Below are 18,033 nucleotides of genomic sequence, written 5' to 3'. Positions count from 1 at the left end.
TTATAGTTTTTAATGAAGACATATTTCCGGCTGCTATCTTTTGCCAAGCCAATTGAAAAGTTCGCCATACCGTATATAATTACAACTATATTCTCTGTAATATTCAGCACATTAAACCTGGCGCTACTGGCGCCCTTACTGCAAACGCTTTTTTCGGGTAAAAACCCAAAGTGTGATGTTCCTACCGCTGCAATGGTAAAGCCATCATGGTTTGACATTATGGGGAATTTTAATTACTACGTACAGTACATGATTGAGCACTACGGCAAATGGGGCGCCCTGGAGTTTGTTTGTGGCGCCATTGTTATGTCGGCACTATTGGCCAATCTGTTTAGGTACCTGTCGCAGCGTACCATGGAGAACCTTAGGGTGCACACACTTTTGAATTTTAGGCGTGCAGTTTTTAATAATGTGATGAATCTGCACCTGAGCTATTTTAATAATGAGCGGAAGGGGAACATTATTTCGAAAATAGCATCGGATGTACAGGTGGTTCAATTTTCGGTAACTTCAACATTACAGGTTGTATTCAAAGAACCTTTAACGCTGCTGTTTTTTATGGGCATGTTATTTAATATGTCACCAAAGCTTACGTTTTATTCGTTACTGGTAATACCGGTATCGGCATTTGTTATCTCACGTATTGTTAAAAAACTTAAAGCCCAGGCAATTGCATCGCAGCAAACTTATGGTAATATGATAAGCTATCTTGATGAAGCCTTATCCGGGATAAAAATTATAAAAGCGTTTAATGCCACTGAATTTATAAAAAACAGGTTCGACAGAGAAAATACAAAATACTCAAGAATTACACGTTCCATGGCCAGGCGGCAGCAGTTAGCATCGCCTGTTTCTGAATTTTTTGGGATAACGATGGTTGCTATTATTGTGTTGTATGGCGGTTACCTGGTGCTAAATAACAACTCTCCCCTCACTGCCCCCGCGTTTATTACTTATATCGCATTTTTTTCGCAGGTAATGCGACCGGCTAAAGCCATATCCGACTCATTTAGTAATATACACCAGGGGATTGCCGCTGGAGAAAGGGTTTTACAACTGATAGATGAAAAACCTATGATAGTTGATGCGGCGAATGCAATTGCTGTAAATGGGTTTAACGAAAAAATCGAATTTAGAAACGTATCATTCAGCTATAAAGAAAGAGAAGTTTTAACGCGCATTAACTTAATTGTGCCTAAAGGAAAAACTGTTGCGCTGGTAGGGCCTTCTGGCGGCGGTAAGTCGACTTTGATGGATTTAATCCCAAGGTTTATGGAACCGCAGGGGGGGGAGATTTTGGTTGACGGTGAAAATATACAAGCACTTAAAGTTGACTCCCTGAGAGCGTTGATGGGCATTGTAAACCAGGAATCCATATTGTTTAATGATTCGATCTTTAATAACATAGCGTTTGGCAAACCTGATGCTACCAGGGAAGACGTTGAAAACGCAGCCAAAATTGCCAATGCCCATAACTTTATCATCGAAACAGAAAAAAGCTACGAAACCAACATTGGCGACCGCGGTACCAAGCTGTCAGGCGGTCAGCGCCAGCGCATTTGTATAGCCCGTGCCGTGCTGAATAACCCGCCTGTAATGCTGCTTGATGAGGCTACATCGGCACTGGATACCGAATCGGAAAAGCTGGTGCAGGATGCCCTCAACAACCTGATGAAAAATCGCACATCGCTAATAATTGCGCATAGGTTAAGCACCATACAAAATGCCGATATCATTATCGTGCTGGAAAGCGGGCAAATTGTTGAACAAGGCACCCACCTTGAACTGCTTGAAAATAACGGGCTATACCGTAAACTTATTGATATGCAAACATTTGCGGGGTAGTAGCCGCAAATGCATCATTCCCGGTTAGCACCTGCTACCAGGTGATTAACCAATAATTTATTTTTTTTAAACATTGGTTGTTTTTGTTTGTTGAAAGCAAAAGTGGCTGGTATCGACCATTTTTTACTGCAAAACCACTTGAGGCTATACTTTTTAATTAAGGTGCTGGAATGCAGACCACGTACGACAGCATCCTGAAAAATGATAAAGATGTTTAAATACTATTGTAACAATATTCTTATAAACCGCTTTGCATTCAGATTGTTACCGTAGCAATAAAATATTCTACAGAGTTTTGGGTTGCCAATTATAATGTATTTGCTATGTATCAATCTACTAATTACCCCGTATCAAACTAAGTCGGCCGTGTTGTTCGTGATTTTTAACCGCCCCGATACCACCAACCGCGTTTTTGAACAAATAAGGGCCGCCAGGCCAGCCCGTTTATACGTTGCCGCCGATGCTCCGCGCCCCAATAATGCTACCGATGAGTTATTATGTAAACAAACACGGGCTATTATTGACAGGATAGACTGGGATTGTGAGCTGAAAACCCTTTTTAATGAAACAAACAGGGGCTGCAGGCAAGGCGTTTCGGCAGCGGTAACCTGGTTTTTTGATAATGAAGAGGATGGTATTATTTTAGAAGACGACTGTTTACCATCGAACAGCTTTTTTAAATTTTGCGACAACCTTTTAGAAAAATACCGCGACGATACCCGTATCAGACATATCACCGGCTGCAACCTGCAACTGGGAAAGAAATGGGGCGAATACAGCTACTATTTTTCAAACCGCGTACATATATGGGGGTGGGCAAGCAGGAGGCGCGTATGGAACGACTACGACTTACACCTTAGCAAATATGATGAACCTGAAATAAGGGAACGCTTGCAGAATGTTTACCAGGATCCGTTGGTGGTTGAAAGCTGGCTGAATATTTTTAAGGAAGTAAAAGCTGGCAAAGTAAACTCATGGGCGTACCCGCTCGATTTCATAAACTTTTTTAACAACGGCCTGGTAATAATCCCCAACAAAAATTTGATATCAAACATTGGCTTCGGTGGCGATGCTACCAATACTATCAGTACCGAAAGTGTTTATGCGAACCTGCCGGTGGCCGAAATAGACGAAATTACAGACCCCGTTTTCATACTTCCGGAAAAGCGTGCCGACCTAACGATAATAAACCGCGATTTTAACATTGAACAACAACGGCGCAAACAAAATGCGCTGAAAAGAAGGGTAAAACGTTGGTTTGTATCTTCATTTAATAACGCGGCAATGTAATACTGCTGCTGTTTTCTTTTCAACCTCTGCCCCCCGCGGAATTATTTCGTTCAAACATTGTAGCGTATCGATACCGCCTGTCGTAACAGTTAATATCGACAGCGTTTTAAACCTTTAGCGGTTGAGCATGCTGTTGTTAATATTAATAGGTTTTAGGGCGATATTTATCTTTAAAATAATAGCGCTCTTGTAATGTTTTTACCCAATATTGTAACATGAAAGTTACCTCTGTTCCTGAACCTGTAAAATCGGCGGTGTTATTTATTATATTCAACAGACCGGGTACAACAATGCAGGTTTTTAACCAGATAAAAAAGGCCAGGCCGTCGCGTTTATATGTGGCCGGCGACGGGCCGCGCGCCGGCAAACCCAACGAAAAGCAACTTTGCGCCGACGCACGCAGCGTGGTTAACTTAATTAACTGGCCTTGTGAAGTGAAAACACTTTGGCGGGACGAAAACCTTGGTTGCAAAGAGGCTGTAGCCGGCGCAATAAACTGGTTTTTTGAACAGGAAGAAGAAGGGATTATTTTAGAGGATGATTGTTTACCTGCTGACGATTTTTTTAATTATTGCGATACCCTTTTGGAAAAATACCGCCATGATACACGGGTGAGGCATATAGCCGGTTGCAATTTGCAACATGGCAAAAAATGGGGCGATGCCAGCTATTACTTCTCGAACATAACCCATGTATGGGGCTGGGCTGGCTGGCGTAGGGTTTGGAAGGATTACGATAAAGAATTAACGCGATACCCGGAAAGTGAGTTTAGAAATCAGATGGGGAAGGTGTTTGCAAACAGGTACATAATTGATGCGCTCGAGCATGTGTTTAAAGAGCTAAAGGCGGGCAAGATTGATACCTGGGATTATCAGCTAGGCTTTTTAAATTATTTTAACCACGGCCTTTGCATTATACCCAATGTTAACCTGATAGCAAATTTAGGTTTCGGGCCCGACTCGACCCATACGGTTGACACCGATAGCCCATATGCTAATTTGCCACTGGGGAGTTTGCCGGCAATAGTACACCCACACATTTTTTTGCCGGAGACACAGGCTGACAATTATACATTAATCCACGACTTTGATATTAATGAGCGCGAGCGGAAGCATAATTTGCTGAGACGCAGGGTTAAAAGGTGGTTTAAAGCCAGGATGAGGATAAACCCGGCGCTACAGTAAGATCGTAAAACATGAAGTCCCACAGGAAAAAACTGCAGGACTTTATTGTTTTGGACAGTCGAAACTTACCACTCACCAATTTTACTGGAACTTAAAGCCAATACCCAATTGGAAAACTTCGTTGCGGTAACCGGGGATATAATAAGCATTATCATCAGTTTGTTGAAAATCGATAGTATAACGGGCACGTATTTCAACGTTGGGATTTATATCAACACCAACGCCAATCACACCATCTAATACAGTACGGTCATGGGTAGTACTGTAGTGATCCTGTGCGGTACCGTTAAATCCGTTATCATATGTATTTGTTGTTGATATAGGGAACGAAACCTGCGGACCAACTACGAAATTAAAAAATGGCGACAGCCTGAATTTTGCCAGTAAAGGCACATCGATAAAGTTGCTGCGCTGTGTAAAGTTGCCATCAGTGGTAGTTGCTGCATAACCTTTTTGTGAGTATAAAACCTCGGGTGCGAACGACAGCGGGTAAGCTACAGGGATGTCTAACGTAAGGCCCACGTGGAATGCCGTAATGCCAGCTGTTGAATAATTTGAGTTATAGGCGTCAACAGCATCGGCAAAGTTAAAGCCGCCTGCAATCCCAACCCTGGTGCGGTAAAAATCGCTTGCTGAGCTGCGCGGAGCCGAACGCCTAACCGCACGACGATGGCCCGAGTAATAGCCCTGTGCGCTTACTGAACCTGCAACCAGCAGGCATATAGTAAAAAAGAGTAATTTTTTCATGTGTTTTTTGTTTGATATATCTCATAGATTAAAAAACAATACAAAGGTTTATTCGTAATTGTTTTTTTTATGAATGCTGCTCACTAAAAAATCATATTTCAACTACATTTGGCCCATGGCATTAATAAAACACCATTTAAAATATATTGCAGTACTCGTTTTCTGCTTTATTTCGCTCAATGTTTCTGCGCAAAAGGATAGCTATATACAATCATTAAACCACCAAAACCATTGGGTCGATTCTGTTTTTAAAAAGCTAAGCCGGAAGAAAAAGATTGCACAGCTGTTTTTTGTGCGTGCCCATACCGACAGGGGGCAGGCCTACGAAGACTCGGTGGCAAAAGTAATTAAGGATGAACAATTGGGCGGCGTGGTGTTTTTCCAGGGCGGACCTGTGCGGCATGCACAATTAATTAACAATTACCAAAAACTGGTAAAAGTGCCGTTGTTAATAACAATGGACGGGGAGTGGGGCTTAGGAATGCGGATAGACTCTACAATATCGTATCCTTTCCAAATGACTTTGGGAGCCATACAGGACAACAGCCTTATTTATAAAATGGGGGAGCAGGTAGGGTACGACTTTAAACGGCTGGGCATGCAAATGAATTTGGGGCCGGATATGGACGTAAACAATAACCCCAACAACCCGGTGATAAACTACCGATCGTTTGGTGATAATAAATATAATGTTGCCGCCAAGGGTATTGCCTATTTTAAGGGTATGCAGGATGCCGGTATTTTAACCACGGCCAAACATTTTCCCGGTCATGGAGATACCAATGTGGACTCGCACCTTGACTTACCGCTCCTACCCTTTACAAGGCAACGGTTGGACTCGTTGGAGGAATATCCCTTCCAGCAGGCAATAAACGCCGATATAAGCGGTGTGATGATAGCTCACATGAACATACCGGCGCTTGATACCACTAAAAACCTTCCTTCAACACTTTCGCGGCCAATTGTTACCGGCGAGTTGAAGGACTCATTGCGTTTTAAAGGATTGGTGGTATCGGACGCGATGGAGATGAAAGCGGTAATAAAGTATTTTCCGGATGGCGAAGCAGACTTAAGGGCATTTTTGGCCGGAAATGACATAATTGAATTGTCGGAAAACTCTGAGCGGGCGATAAAGAAAATCCGCAAGGCCATTCGCAAACATAAAATCACAAAGGAAGAATTTAATGCCAAAGTTAAAAAGGTGCTTGCAGCCAAATATTGGGCCGGCTTAAATCAATACCACGAAACAGATATTAACCACCTGGCCGAAGATTTGCACCGGCCCGCGGCCACTAACCTTATTCAGCAATTGAGTGATGCGGCGGTAACACTTGTAAAAGGCAGCGCCGCAGGTTTACAAATGATCCCTTTGCACCGCACTGCATTGGTAAGCGTAGGTGCGGAGGGGACGGTTTTCCAGGCGGAATTGGCAAAATGGTATACTTATAACAGGTGGTTTAACATTGGCAAAACATCAACAGCAGCCGAGCTTAATGATATATTGACGAGCCTGAAGGATTACGACCAGGTGTATGTAAGTATTAATGATACCCGCGCGCGCCCGGCCAGTAAGCTGGATTACAGCGCGGATATTAAACAATTTATAAGCAGCCTGGCAGCACACAACAATACGGTAATTACCCTATTTGCCAATGCCTACACCATTGCCGATTTGCCAGGTATTGAAAAATGCAGCGCATTGCTGGTTTGCTACCAAATGACTGATGCCCTGCAGCGCTCGGCGGTAAAAGTAATTACGCAGCAGCTAAAACCAACAGGCAGGTTGCCTGTAACTATTAATAAGGATTTTACAACCGGGATGAGAGGAGGTTTGTAAGAAAAATAGAGCCAGGAATCAAGAACCAAGAGCCAAGACAGGAGAAAGGAGGCCTACTATCGGATATTCTTTTTATCTTGACTCTTAAGTATAATTCGAAAATATGGAAAACATAAAGGCAATCGTAACCGGTGCCACTGGCATGGTTGGCGAGGGGGTATTGGATGAATGCCTGCAACACCCGCAGGTAACAGAGGTTTTGGTTATTAACCGCAAGCCCTGTGGTGTGGTTCACCCAAAACTAAAGGAGATTATCCATGCTGATTTTTTTGATTTGAGTTCGATTGAAAATCAGCTTGTGGGATACAATGCCTGTTACTTTTGTTTGGGTGTGTCATCCGTTGGGATGAAGGAGCCGGAATATTATAAGCTTACTTATACCCTAACCATACATGTTGCCGAAACTTTAAGCCGGTTAAATAACGACATGACTTTCTGCTACGTATCAGGTGCCAGCACCGATAGTACCGAAAAAGGCGGGCAGATGTGGGCGCGGGTAAAGGGTAAAACCGAAAACGATTTAAAGAAACTGCCCTTTAAGCAGGAGTTTAATTTTCGCCCGGGATTTATGAAGGCTGCGCCGGGAGCTAAAAATACGCTGAAACTTTATAAATATTTTAGCTGGCTGTATCCAATTTTAAAATTGGTAGTGCCGAACTCGGTAAGTACCATAGCCCAGGTTGGGCAGGCAATGATAAACGTTACCTTATTTGGATATGAAAGCAATGTTTTGGAGGTTAAGGACATTAAGGATGCTGCAGCGCCGGGGAGTTAATTTTTTCATACATTTTATCAACACAGAAACAAAAAGTACTAATTTCAGTTTTTGAAAACGTAATTAGTACCCCATGAATATATCCGGAAAAAGAATCCGCTACAACCCGCGACGAAAAGTTGGCAATATTGGCGATAGCCCGGGCGCCATCGTCATCCCCGAAGATGCCTTAAAGCCAATAATTTCGGTTTACTCGTACAATACCAAAGAACTGGTAAGCAGTGAAGGCAAAAATATAAAGGTTGTGCTGGACCAGTTTAAAAAATGCCAGGACCATACTCACTGGATACAGGTGCGCGGTTTGGGCGATGCCACACTGATTGAAGAAATAGGGTCTATTTTAACCATCAACCCGCTTGTATTAGAGGATATTACCAATATACACCAGCGCCCCAAGTTTGATGAATATGATGACTACGTATTTGCTGTGAGCAGGATGATAATGTTCACTAAGGATTACGAGCTCACCAACCACCAGTTTTCGGCGCTGGTGAAGGATAACATCATCATTACGTTTGAAGAAACCCACGAAGAAAATTTCGAGGGTGTAAAGAGCCGGCTTAAAGCAGGCAAAGGCGCCATCCGCACCGCCGGAGCCGGCTATATGTGCTATGCGCTTACCGACACTATACTCGATTGTTATTTTGCCCTGCTGGCCAAGCTTGGCGACCAATTGGATGTTGTAGAAGACCGCCTGTATGCCAGCGCCGATAAAACTATTATGTACGACGTGCAACAGCTAAAACGCACCCTGATAGTTTTACGCCGCAGCTGCTGGCCCGAGCGCGATAAAATAAACGACATGCTACGCACCGAAAGCCCGCTCATAAACGCCGAAGTAAAGATGTTTTTGAAGGATGCGTACGACCATTGCATCCAGATAATGGACCTGATTGAAAGCTACAAGGAAATAACCAGCAGCATTATGGATATTTACCTATCCATGGTGAGCAACCGCATGAACGAGATTATGAAGGTGCTGACCATTATCTCGGTAATATTTATCCCTCTCACATTTGTGGCCGGTATTTATGGTATGAACTTTTCGCGCACCGACCCGGTGACCAATAAGGTAATGCCTGATAACATGCCGGAGTTGTATAGCCCGCATGGCTACATTTACGCTATTGGCGGCATGATACTTATAGGGGTTATACAAGTAGTTGTATTTTGGAAAAAAGGGTGGTTTAGTAAATTGTAAGTTGATTTGAAAATAAAATAATTTGGAGATGTGTTAGTTTGAAAATGAAATGAATCTTCAAATTAACACATCGTCAAATCTTCAAATCACCCTTTCTGCCCCAATGAAAACCAGTTGCCTGAATCATCTTTAAACAGCGCTTCGAAACCGTAAAATTCCTGGGTTGGAGCTTTGGTGAACTCAACACCTTTGGCCTTTAGTTCTTCGTAAGTTACCAGCAGGTTGTCGCATTCAAATACGCCGAAGCCGAAGGTGCCTTTGCTTACCAAATCGCGCATTTGCTGTGCCGACTCCTTGCTAAACATCATTCCCTCGTCAATCGACATTAGTGAAATTTCCAGCTCCGGCTGATCCGGCGGACAAACAGTCAGCCATCGCATACCGGGTCCCATCGGCGCATCGGTATGTACTTTAAAGCCCAGCTTATTTACATAAAAATCAAAAGCGCTTTCCTGGTCCAGGACGAAGACGCTTACGTGGTTCATTTTTGTAATCATTGTTCTTTTGTTTTGATAAAGCGAAGGTGAGGATAGATTTGGTGCGGGGCTTCTCCGAAATTGCGATTGTGATTAGTTGATTAGAGGCTGGAGATTAGAGATTAGGAGCTGCAATGGCAGCGGATAAAAGATTGCGAAGTTTCAGACACGTTCTATTGCAAGTCAATCAAACACTTATTATTTCACAGCGCGTTTTTTTCTGATCTCTGATTAACTAACCTCTAATCAACTAAAGTCCAACCTTTTTTCTCGGCAAAGCAATTGGGGATAAATTTTAATGGCGCATCGGCAATGGCTGCCTGTCGCTGGTGTTGTGCTGCCTGGTACGCAGATGGGGTTTGGCCCACCATGCGCTTGAATAGCCCGGTAAACGAGGTCACACTTTCAAAGCCTACAGCGTAGCAAACATTGGCGGCAAGCATATCCGTTGCTAATAACTGCTTGGCTTTTTCAATCCGAACAAATGAAAGGTATTGGTGCGGGGTTTTATTATAAACGGAATTGAAGAGCCTGATAAAGTGATATTTTGAAAAAAAGGCCTCGTCGGCAATGTTATCCAAATCTATCTTATCGGCAAAGTTATTATCAATGAATAGTTTGGCGTAAACTATGCGGCGGTAGAGATAGATTTTTGGCAAGTTTGGTACGGACATTAAATATCATTGATTATCAAAAATACGTTTTCCAAACCTTTCGGCAATATTCAAATTAGCCCTTTCAGTTCTTCACCACCACAGAGCCCAGAAACGTATCATGCCCTGTTGTAGGTAAACCTTCGGCTGCTATTGTTGATACGCTGTACAATTTATTGCCTATAATAAACATAAACATATCATACTTCTTCTTAGCAGCATCTGTACCCGTAGAGGTGTAGCTGGTGAATCCTTTGTAAGTGCCAATGGTAAAATCGGCCATATCAACGCCAGGCAGACTCTGCAATAGCCCGGTTTTTATTTGGGCGGCAAATTCCGCTGTGGCTTTCATGGGGGCGAGGGCTACCGAATCGATGCCTGCTACCTGCACAAAATCAACCACTGTGAAAACGTAAGCTACCCCGGCTTTATCGGTAGTGATAAACGAGCCCGGTGTAAGTTCTTTGGGTTCCACCGGAAATTTAACTGATACCCTGTTATCGGCAACGTGGGTAACCCAGCCATCCTGTGCATTAGCAATACCTGCTGTAATTACCAGCGCGATAATAAGGGTATATATTTTTTTCATGTTTTAAATATAAAAATAAACTAATAAAAAAGCCAATAGATAAATAATACATAAAGTTTAATACAGGCAGACTAATTACAGCTATTATCGTGCGATCGTTAAATATTTGGGGGCTTACCAGTAGTCAAAAAAAATGACCAGCCATATCAGCCGGTCACCTTATTTATTTTCACCATTTTTGCTATACCTGCCCGCCTATTTTTCTTATTTTAATTATATTAAATACCAGGAAAACCAGGACTCCCCAAACAGCGAATAAGATAGAATAAGATATCAGCTGCAGCCAGATAGGTGCTTTGTCCCTGGTGGCGAATAGCGTGCGGTTGTTAAAGGTGTTTACCGGCGTAAATTTAACGCCCCAGTTTACGGTCTTCTCAACCGATAAATTGCCATACAATTCATTGTCCTCAACCTTGGCTATAAGTGTAAGGTTACCTGATTTGCCGCCCGGCATGCCCAGTCGTTTAAAATCTGCGGATGCTTGCCCGGTTGAATCGGTTGTAAACGTTGGGGTTTCGTTAACAGGCAGATCGCCGCCAAGGCGTTTTATAGCGATTTTTAGTTCAACTCCTTTTACGGGTGTCCAGGTGGTGTCCTTTAATTCTAAAACCGTGGCGGTTATGGTTTTGTCGGCTGTAGTTAATACTATTTTCGCCCGTGCTACGGTTAAGTCAGCCTTACCTTCCTCATACTTTTTATCGCCTTTAAAGGTGGCTAAAAAGGTATGCTTTACTGACGTAGCCCATTGTTTTTTTACCGATACCGGGATAAAAATACTTGCTTCGCCTTTCCTGTTTGTAGTAACGCGACCAATGGCAGTTCCGGCGGAGTCTTTGTCTAAAAACAAATTAACGCTTACGCCTTCAACGGGTTGAAACCTGCCGTTAACTTTAGTTTTTACCCTAACCAACAGCGAAGGCACGGTGTTGTTGTCAACAAAATAATTAATCGCAATGCTTAAATCGCCTTTCGGGGTAGCCTGCGCAAAGGTATTGTAGCCTGCAAATACTAAAGCAAGTGCCAATAGTGCGCTAAAATTTTTATATAGCCTTTTCATGTTGTTCGGTTAAAGTTTCCTGAATTGGGATGATAGGGAATATCCTGGCCAGTATGGTAATAATCAACAGTGCCCCGGCTAACGAGCCCATGGTTATGGCCCATTCTTCCCAGCTTGGAAAATAATGATGGTAGCTTGCCGGCACATCATGCATAGGCAGGAATGGGTTAAGCAGGGTTGGCGTTACAATTAAGTAACGTTTAAACCATGCGCCTACTATCACCATAATACCCACTATAAACATCGGCAGCGGTTTGCGCCCCTGCCTGAATAGTAAAATAACTACCGGGATGATGATACCTATTAAAATTGCGAACCAGAAGACCACTGAAAAGTCGCCGCTAAAAAGTCCGTTCAGATACCCTTCCTCAGATTTCTTCATCTTAAAAAACGGCGTTAAAAACTCGTTCATGTTAAAATAGAGGTAAAGCAGCGATAGTAATACAACCACACGGCCCATTTTTTCGAAATGGATTTCGGTTATATATTTTTCAAGATGATAGGCTTTCCTGAAAACGTACATGGCAACCACAACGGCGCCCGATCCTACCAAAAATGCGCCGGCAATAAAGTACGCGCCAAAGTTGGTGCTATCCCAGCCCGGCCTGTAGGTTGTGGCAAATAACCATGATGTAACCGTGTGGATAGTAAATGCCACCGGGATAATAGTTATACAAAGTATATTGATGGCCTTTTCGCTTAGTTTAAACTGGGCGGGTGTGCCTTGCCAGAATGAGCCGATATAGTTGTAAAACTTATGCAACCCATTGCCTGATTTTTGTTTAAAGCGAAGCAATATTTTAATATCGGGCAGCAAAGGGTAGTATAATAATAGTATGCTGATAAAAAAATAGGTTGTAATTACTATAACGTCCCAAATGATCGGCGATTGGATACGTCCGTGGGTGAATAGGTAATAGAACCGTTCGGGACTACCCATATCTACAATGATAATAAGCGATGCAAAAATGATAGCCGCTACAGCTATAATTTCGGCGATGCGGGTAAGGGGGGCGCCCCATTTTACACCGGCTAACCTGAATATTGCCGTTATTAACGACCCTACCAGGCTTATGGCAACAAAAAATACAAAGTTTGAAATATAAATACCCCACGATACATAATCGCGCATGGCGGTAACTATTAAACCATATCGTAACTGGCGGTAATAGGCAAATAATCCTATCAAACAAATTACCGTTAATACGCCAACCCATATTTTACCTGCCTTACCAAACTTTTGGGGCAAGAGGTCGGCTATTATTTTTTCATCTGTTATTGAGTTTTCCACTTTTAACTATTTAATATTATTTATTCTGCTCTTTATCGTTTTCAAGCCCCGATTCGAAAGGGAAATTGCGGCTTACCGGCGGCAGGTAATAAACGCTTGGTTTGGTGCCAAGGTCTTCCATTAAGCGGTAGCCTCCTTTGTCTTTAATCAGGTCGCTGAAACGGAAAGTTTCGGCGCCGTTGCTTACCGAATCCTGGTTGATATCCCCAAAAGCGAAAACGCCATTAGGACATGCTGAAACACAGTGCGGTAATTCGCCCATGCGGGTCATATCTGCACAGAAATCACATTTGCCTACGGTACCCTTTTTTTGTGGTACGCTGGTTTCGCACGAATATGGCTGACTGGCTATAGCTGGTGCAATTTCCGGTTCGCCCCAGTTAAATACCCGGGCTGAATACGGGCAAGCGGCCATACAAAAACGGCAGCCTATGCAGCGGTCGCTATCAATCAAAACTATACCATCCTGCCTTTTAAACGTTGCGTCAACCGGGCAAACCTTAACACAGGGCGGTTCATCGCAATGCATACAGGTAGTTGGTTCCCAATAGGGCGCGGTATGTTCGGCATCCTGCATTGGGTCCACTTTAATCCAGTTTTCGCCGGGGTTTAATTCATGTGCATGGTTACAAGCTGATTGGCATTTCTTCAGGTTTTTACACCGCGAAAGGTCAATTACCATTACAAACTTTTTTCCGGGGATGCCAATTCGTGCTTCGGTGTTACTAACAGGCGGGATATGGGGCACGGGTTTTAAAAATGCCTCATCTACCTCTATTTCTTCCCCGTCAACCGAAAGTAGTTTTACCTTTTTGCCTGAGGGCAGGGCAACATCACTGGCGCCGGCCTCAAAAGGGTCGGTTTTCGGCGTACAACCTGATACCAGGCCGGCGGTTATTAAGCCGGTTAGTAAAAAGTCTCTTCTCGAATTATTTTCCATCTTAATTTTATTAAGGGGTATCTTTTATTTTTTTATCCAGTTTTTGAGTTCGGTGTCTGTCACCTTTTTGCGGTTGGCGGTTAACAGCGATGCATCAACATCAACCAGCCGTCCATCTTGTGTCAGCATTCTTACCGTACCACATTTAACCGGGGTTTGCGGGAGTGCCTTATTCTTTTTTCCGAAAAGCGGTAGCCCCAGTGATGCGGCCATAGCTGCGAATGCAGTGATGGCACCGGCTTTCCAAACAAACCTTCGGCGCGATGCTGAATTTGTCGGTGTTAATTCCTCGTGATTATTCATTTTATTACACTTAATTGGGTGTGGTAAAAGGACATACCTTATGCCCCCGGCGCTTATTGTGCCGTTAAACAGGTGCATTACATTGCATTGTTTTGATGAAATAAAACAAACCAGCCAGGTTGTATAAAGCCGGTTTGTTTTATTTTAAAGCTCGCTATTTTTTTAGCGTACGTATGTAGTTCACCACGTTCCAGGTGTCTTCGGCCTCCGGAATCTTCTTTTTAAAGCTCGGCATATCGTTGCGCCCTTCAGAAATCTTGTAAAATAAAGATCCGTCTGATTGTGCCTGCAAGGCTGATTTTGTCATATCCTCGGGCTGGGTCTTTAGCTGCGCTGCTTTGCTACCGTCGCCCAAGCCTGTTTTGCCATGGCACGATGCACAATGTAAATTCCATAACGATTTCCCCTCAGCTATTGATTCTTTGCTTGATTTTACCGGGTTGGCCATTTTTGCATTCTTTTCGGGAACGGGCCATGGTTTGGGTTGCTGCGCCGTGGTAAACGCGACGCTGACCATGCTTGCGGCAAATACCGAAGTTGTTAACATTAATTTAATTTTCATAGAATTTTTCATTTAAGTATTGGTGATTAAAACATAAATATTGCTTGTCGATACTATCCCTGGATTAATTCCACAAACGGGTGATATTGAAGCCAATAACAAATTTGCCGCCTTTAACTTTGGTGCCATCGGCTTGCGTATAGGCAAAAGGGCTGTTTGCGTTAAACAGGTTGTTTTTTCCGGGATTTAACATGGTATAGTTACCCATAAATAACTGGAAAGTGTGGCCACTTGTGGCAAACTCAAACCCAAAGGATAAATTGGGATTGGGGTTGTTGGTGCCATGCTTTGTAATAGGCTGGTCGTAGTTGACTAACACAGAAGTTGCATCACCTAATTTGTACCTTCCCGAAAAAGCAATGGCAAAATGGTCATGCTTCATTTGTTGGAAGATGGTTTGGCCGGTACTGTCGTTTTTTGTGTAATAACCCTGTACCGAGTTCTGGTGGGTAATACTTGGTGCCACCTGTAATGATAATTTATCATTAATCTTACGGGCGATGATCAATTGGTTAAAAGAAATCAACCGATCTGTCTGGTGGGCGAAAAGGGCGTTACCCACGTCTTTGCGGGTGTCAGCTGCCAAATCTCCATAGTAGGTGATACTTACCGGGTACTTGCCGTTCGTCTGTTTAAGAATAGCGTATTTTGCGCTTACATCCCACAGCATGTCAAACTTATCGATTCCTATACCCAGGTTAAGATTGTTAATAGGTGCATAGCCAACGCCGATGCGTATGTTTGAGGAAGCAAACAGTCCCCAAAAGTCACTATAGCCTTTGTCAACTGTACCAAACCTATGCTGAATATCCATCTCGAATGTCCCTTTCACAGGCACCATCACAGTTTGATTGTCAATAATCCAAACACTTTGAAAAGTGTTTTTTACCGGTTTGGCTTTCGCCGGGGTAACCGCTTGTTTTGCGGTCGCCGCCGTGTCTTGTGCAAAAACGGATACCTGGTGTAGCATTAGGCAACAGACCATGCACAGGCCTGCTTTGAGCAGGCGGGTTGGTGATTTTATTGTTAGTTTCACGTCGTTATTTTTTAAGTCACTTAATTATTGAGGGCGCCGGTTCTAATCCAGTCATATACTTTTTGCCTGTCGGCAGCGTCTGGAATGTGTACCTGCATGTTTCCATTGATCATGATATACAGATCGCTTTGGGTTGGAATAATGGTGTTGACAAATCCGCCGTTAACCAGGCTGTTGTATGACACAGCTGTTTCCAGGTCAGGTGCTTGTACTCCTGCTACATGGCAGCCCGACAACGCGCAATTTGTGTTAAACAAAGGGGCGATATCTTTTTTATAGCTGTATTGTACAGGTGGAGCGTTCGGGTCGGTGCCCTTTTTTGGCAACACTACATCTTTATAGCAGCTTGTAACGCCGACTATCATAACAATGAAGACACCGGCAATTATTATAAATCTTTTCATCGTAATTGGTTGTTAACTATTTGTTATTAAAGTTGGCATTAACTACTATGTTCACTTTGTCGGCAACCTCGGTGTTGTTTACACCGAAATCAGCTTTGTTTATCTGGAATTCTAATTTTAATCCAAAATCGCTGTAGGTGGCCCCTGGTACCAATGTCTCGGGTATATAGGTTAATTTACCACTAATTGATTGGGTAACAGGTGCAGATCCTCCTCCCTGCCATGTAAAATCGAAAGTGGCTATGTAACCATTGCTAAGTGGGTCGAACACAACAGAAGTAGTTTTTATATGGGCTACATTTGCTGCTGTAAGGTTTTGTGTGCCAGCTACAATTTTGGTGGTGCCAAATGTTGTAATTAAACATCCTCCATCGCGACCCGGCTCACCGGTATTTACCTGGTTGGTTTGAATATACCCGGCAAAATGTGTTTTAGTGGGATCGTTTTCGTAAAATGCCCATGATGTATCTGGCAATGGCTGCTTGGTTGTGTTATAATTCTGCATAAGCGCATCTTTTAAATCAACCACGCCGAATTGGTTAAATTTGCCGGTGAGGTCGGCGCCTACTTCTAAAAATGGGCTTGACCAGTTAACGGCGCTGTGTACCTTGTCAAACTTCCATTGCGTGGTGTCGCCCAACGTTAACCCTGCAAGGTGAATGTGCTTGCCGTGTGAAATTTTTACTGCAGTTGATACAGATGCCGGCAAAGGATCGTTTTTGTGTGTGCAGCTTACAACTAATCCAACGCCGCTTATCAGAATCAGCGCGATCATCAGTATTTTGTTAAATCGTTTCATAATGTTTTGTTTGATTTGTGATTATCTATTATGTCATCAAATGTATGGTGCGAATTTTTACAATTTAATGACGGGTGTGTGCGATTAGTATGACCCTCGTCACTAATTTAAGAACAGCTTTATTTGTGATTTTTACTGTTAAATAGGCCTAGAATAATGCCGCTGCTACCCAGTTTTTTTACAAATAGCGGCTTGCGCTTTTTTAAATAACTAAAAGCCAGAAACAGGATGGTTATAAGGCCGGGTAAGGCGAGGTTTAGGATTATACTGGCAGCTAAAACCCGCATATCATTTTTAACGATGTTGTTATCGGCCGATGGAGTTATCGCCAAAAAAAATAAATCACTTACCACAAAATAGAAAAACAGGCAGCTGTGCAGTAAACTTAAAACAGGCCGCTTGTAAAAGAATGGTGCCAGGAAAGCGATGGGCAGAAGCCCCCATATAACCAAAAAAGGCTGTTGAATGGTAAACTGAATATGTTCGAATGAATAATCCGGGTAAAGTTTTTTTAATTGAAAACCAAGGAATAAGATACTTATAAGCGCATATGAGGCTGGCAAAAACGAAATTACCCTGTCGCTGAGTTTTCCTTTTAGCCGCCTGTTCCCCAAAATAAACAGGATAACTGTATAAACTAATGCATAGCCGGAAAAAAAAGCCATTGCTTCCAGTTTCTGTATGTAGGCTAAAAAACTACTATTCATAAAAACAATTTTGAAAGAAGTTGCATGATAGAAATAGAGTTATATTGAATTAATAAAGCCTGGTTTTTTGAACCGCCGCAAAGTACAGCTCTGGTTTTGACAGCGAAGTGACGCATCTCACTTTTAAAAATGATAGTTAGTAGCCGGGGAACTATTTAGCTTGTGATTAATTAAAGCCGGTGCATCGACCGGTGTGCAGGGGGACCGTATCTCTGCAGTTTTTTGCAGGCAGCTGTGTTAATTTTTAAAAAACTGATTATTAAATATTAACACCATTTGGCTGGTTTTAGGCAAAAAGCGGCTTGGGCTTTCAAATCCCACTAAATAACCGTACCTT

Annotated in this window: 19 protein-coding genes; 6 read left to right on the top strand and 13 right to left on the bottom strand. The window is 42.9% G+C overall.

Features of this window, described 5'->3' with window-relative positions; genetic code table 11:
• The first annotated feature begins 12 nt into the window (after window positions 1–12).
• The 3 genes from NAF19_RS05305 to NAF19_RS05295 all read left to right on the top strand — a co-directional run bounded on the left by NAF19_RS05305 (window position 13) and on the right by NAF19_RS05295 (window position 4,319).
• The gene (locus NAF19_RS05305; protein ID WP_252788776.1) at window positions 13–1,845 is read left to right on the top strand and encodes an ABC transporter ATP-binding protein; all 1,833 of its coding nucleotides are present in this window, start codon (window positions 13–15) and stop codon (window positions 1,843–1,845) included.
• A 366-nt stretch (window positions 1,846–2,211) separates the two neighbouring features.
• On the top strand, window positions 2,212–3,135 hold the full coding sequence (locus NAF19_RS05300) for a nucleotide-diphospho-sugar transferase (RefSeq protein ID WP_252788775.1): 924 nt from the start codon (window positions 2,212–2,214) through the stop codon (window positions 3,133–3,135).
• Window positions 3,136–3,350: 215 nt separating this feature from the next.
• Entirely contained in the window at window positions 3,351–4,319 is a 969-nt protein-coding gene (locus NAF19_RS05295; protein WP_252788774.1) for a nucleotide-diphospho-sugar transferase, read from the top strand.
• A gap of 81 nt (window positions 4,320–4,400) precedes the next feature.
• Here NAF19_RS05295 and NAF19_RS05290 read toward each other — a convergent pair whose 3' ends face one another.
• A complete protein-coding gene (locus NAF19_RS05290; RefSeq protein ID WP_252788773.1) occupies window positions 4,401–5,066 on the bottom strand; it encodes a porin family protein in 666 nt (221 codons plus the stop codon).
• A 115-nt stretch (window positions 5,067–5,181) separates the two neighbouring features.
• Here NAF19_RS05290 and NAF19_RS05285 point away from each other — a divergent pair, with 115 nt between their 5' ends.
• The 3 genes from NAF19_RS05285 (at window position 5,182) to corA (ending at window position 8,879) form a co-directional block, all read left to right on the top strand.
• Window positions 5,182–6,903, top strand: a complete 1,722-nt coding sequence (locus NAF19_RS05285; protein ID WP_252788772.1) for a glycoside hydrolase family 3 protein — start codon at window positions 5,182–5,184, stop codon at window positions 6,901–6,903.
• Window positions 6,904–7,006: 103 nt separating this feature from the next.
• Window positions 7,007–7,678: an NAD-dependent epimerase/dehydratase family protein gene (locus tag NAF19_RS05280; RefSeq protein WP_252788771.1), complete on the top strand. Its 672-nt coding sequence runs from the start codon at window positions 7,007–7,009 to the stop codon at window positions 7,676–7,678.
• 73 nt (window positions 7,679–7,751) lie between these two features.
• Window positions 7,752–8,879 (top strand): magnesium/cobalt transporter CorA, encoded by a 1,128-nt coding sequence (corA, locus tag NAF19_RS05275; protein ID WP_252788770.1) that lies wholly within the window; start codon window positions 7,752–7,754, stop codon window positions 8,877–8,879.
• 86 nt (window positions 8,880–8,965) lie between these two features.
• Here the strand turns inward: corA and NAF19_RS05270 are convergent, their stop codons facing one another.
• The 12 genes from NAF19_RS05270 to NAF19_RS05215 all read right to left on the bottom strand — a co-directional run bounded on the left by NAF19_RS05270 (window position 8,966) and on the right by NAF19_RS05215 (window position 17,696).
• Window positions 8,966–9,376 carry a VOC family protein gene (locus tag NAF19_RS05270; protein WP_252788769.1) on the bottom strand — a complete coding sequence of 137 codons (411 nt, stop codon included), beginning with the start codon at window positions 9,374–9,376 and terminating at the stop codon, window positions 8,966–8,968.
• 221 nt (window positions 9,377–9,597) lie between these two features.
• A complete protein-coding gene (locus tag NAF19_RS05265) occupies window positions 9,598–10,029 on the bottom strand; it encodes a helix-turn-helix domain-containing protein (RefSeq protein WP_252788768.1) in 432 nt (143 codons plus the stop codon).
• A 64-nt stretch (window positions 10,030–10,093) separates the two neighbouring features.
• Entirely contained in the window at window positions 10,094–10,597 is a 504-nt protein-coding gene (locus NAF19_RS05260) for a hypothetical protein (protein ID WP_252788767.1), read from the bottom strand.
• Window positions 10,598–10,778: 181 nt separating this feature from the next.
• A complete protein-coding gene (locus NAF19_RS05255) occupies window positions 10,779–11,654 on the bottom strand; it encodes a hypothetical protein (RefSeq protein WP_252788766.1) in 876 nt (291 codons plus the stop codon).
• Window positions 11,638–12,945 (bottom strand): NrfD/PsrC family molybdoenzyme membrane anchor subunit, encoded by a 1,308-nt coding sequence (nrfD, locus tag NAF19_RS05250; RefSeq protein ID WP_252788765.1) that lies wholly within the window; start codon window positions 12,943–12,945, stop codon window positions 11,638–11,640. The genes NAF19_RS05255 and nrfD overlap by 17 nt, the downstream gene beginning before the upstream one ends.
• A 16-nt stretch (window positions 12,946–12,961) precedes the next feature.
• Window positions 12,962–13,885, bottom strand: coding sequence for a 4Fe-4S dicluster domain-containing protein (locus NAF19_RS05245; RefSeq protein ID WP_252788764.1), 924 nt, complete (start codon window positions 13,883–13,885; stop codon window positions 12,962–12,964).
• 24 nt (window positions 13,886–13,909) lie between these two features.
• Complete coding sequence (locus NAF19_RS05240) at window positions 13,910–14,188, bottom strand: hypothetical protein (RefSeq protein ID WP_252788763.1); 279 nt, start codon at window positions 14,186–14,188, stop codon at window positions 13,910–13,912.
• Between the two features lie 154 nt (window positions 14,189–14,342).
• Complete coding sequence (locus NAF19_RS05235; RefSeq protein WP_252788762.1) at window positions 14,343–14,750, bottom strand: c-type cytochrome; 408 nt, start codon at window positions 14,748–14,750, stop codon at window positions 14,343–14,345.
• 64 nt (window positions 14,751–14,814) lie between these two features.
• On the bottom strand, window positions 14,815–15,786 hold the full coding sequence (locus tag NAF19_RS05230) for a DUF5777 family beta-barrel protein (protein ID WP_252788761.1): 972 nt from the start codon (window positions 15,784–15,786) through the stop codon (window positions 14,815–14,817).
• Window positions 15,787–15,806: 20 nt separating this feature from the next.
• The gene (locus NAF19_RS05225) at window positions 15,807–16,190 is read right to left on the bottom strand and encodes a hypothetical protein (protein ID WP_252788760.1); all 384 of its coding nucleotides are present in this window, start codon (window positions 16,188–16,190) and stop codon (window positions 15,807–15,809) included.
• A 16-nt stretch (window positions 16,191–16,206) separates the two neighbouring features.
• On the bottom strand, window positions 16,207–16,989 hold the full coding sequence (locus NAF19_RS05220; RefSeq protein ID WP_252788759.1) for a YceI family protein: 783 nt from the start codon (window positions 16,987–16,989) through the stop codon (window positions 16,207–16,209).
• A gap of 119 nt (window positions 16,990–17,108) precedes the next feature.
• Entirely contained in the window at window positions 17,109–17,696 is a 588-nt protein-coding gene (locus NAF19_RS05215; protein WP_252788758.1) for a hypothetical protein, read from the bottom strand.
• Between the last annotated feature and the right edge of the window lie 337 nt (window positions 17,697–18,033).

It is taken from the genome of Mucilaginibacter flavidus (assembly GCF_024055575.1).
Classification (GTDB): Bacteria; Bacteroidota; Bacteroidia; order Sphingobacteriales; family Sphingobacteriaceae; genus Mucilaginibacter; species Mucilaginibacter flavidus.
This window is presented reverse-complemented; position numbering and strand designations above follow the sequence as displayed.

Coding starts and splice junctions, on each gene's coding strand:
- NAF19_RS05245 (WP_252788764.1), bottom strand. CDS start 13,885: ATGGAAAATAATTCGAGAAGAGACTTTTTACTAACCGGCTTAATAACC.
- NAF19_RS05305 (WP_252788776.1), top strand. CDS start 13: ATGAAGACATATTTCCGGCTGCTATCTTTTGCCAAGCCAATTGAAAAG.
- NAF19_RS05265 (WP_252788768.1), bottom strand. CDS start 10,029: ATGTCCGTACCAAACTTGCCAAAAATCTATCTCTACCGCCGCATAGTT.
- NAF19_RS05215 (WP_252788758.1), bottom strand. CDS start 17,696: ATGAATAGTAGTTTTTTAGCCTACATACAGAAACTGGAAGCAATGGCT.
- NAF19_RS05295 (WP_252788774.1), top strand. CDS start 3,351: ATGAAAGTTACCTCTGTTCCTGAACCTGTAAAATCGGCGGTGTTATTT.
- NAF19_RS05260 (WP_252788767.1), bottom strand. CDS start 10,597: ATGAAAAAAATATATACCCTTATTATCGCGCTGGTAATTACAGCAGGT.
- NAF19_RS05255 (WP_252788766.1), bottom strand. CDS start 11,654: ATGAAAAGGCTATATAAAAATTTTAGCGCACTATTGGCACTTGCTTTA.
- NAF19_RS05285 (WP_252788772.1), top strand. CDS start 5,182: ATGGCATTAATAAAACACCATTTAAAATATATTGCAGTACTCGTTTTC.
- NAF19_RS05220 (WP_252788759.1), bottom strand. CDS start 16,989: ATGAAACGATTTAACAAAATACTGATGATCGCGCTGATTCTGATAAGC.
- NAF19_RS05225 (WP_252788760.1), bottom strand. CDS start 16,190: ATGAAAAGATTTATAATAATTGCCGGTGTCTTCATTGTTATGATAGTC.
- NAF19_RS05270 (WP_252788769.1), bottom strand. CDS start 9,376: ATGATTACAAAAATGAACCACGTAAGCGTCTTCGTCCTGGACCAGGAA.
- NAF19_RS05290 (WP_252788773.1), bottom strand. CDS start 5,066: ATGAAAAAATTACTCTTTTTTACTATATGCCTGCTGGTTGCAGGTTCA.
- NAF19_RS05240 (WP_252788763.1), bottom strand. CDS start 14,188: ATGAATAATCACGAGGAATTAACACCGACAAATTCAGCATCGCGCCGA.
- corA (WP_252788770.1), top strand. CDS start 7,752: ATGAATATATCCGGAAAAAGAATCCGCTACAACCCGCGACGAAAAGTT.
- NAF19_RS05280 (WP_252788771.1), top strand. CDS start 7,007: ATGGAAAACATAAAGGCAATCGTAACCGGTGCCACTGGCATGGTTGGC.
- NAF19_RS05235 (WP_252788762.1), bottom strand. CDS start 14,750: ATGAAAATTAAATTAATGTTAACAACTTCGGTATTTGCCGCAAGCATG.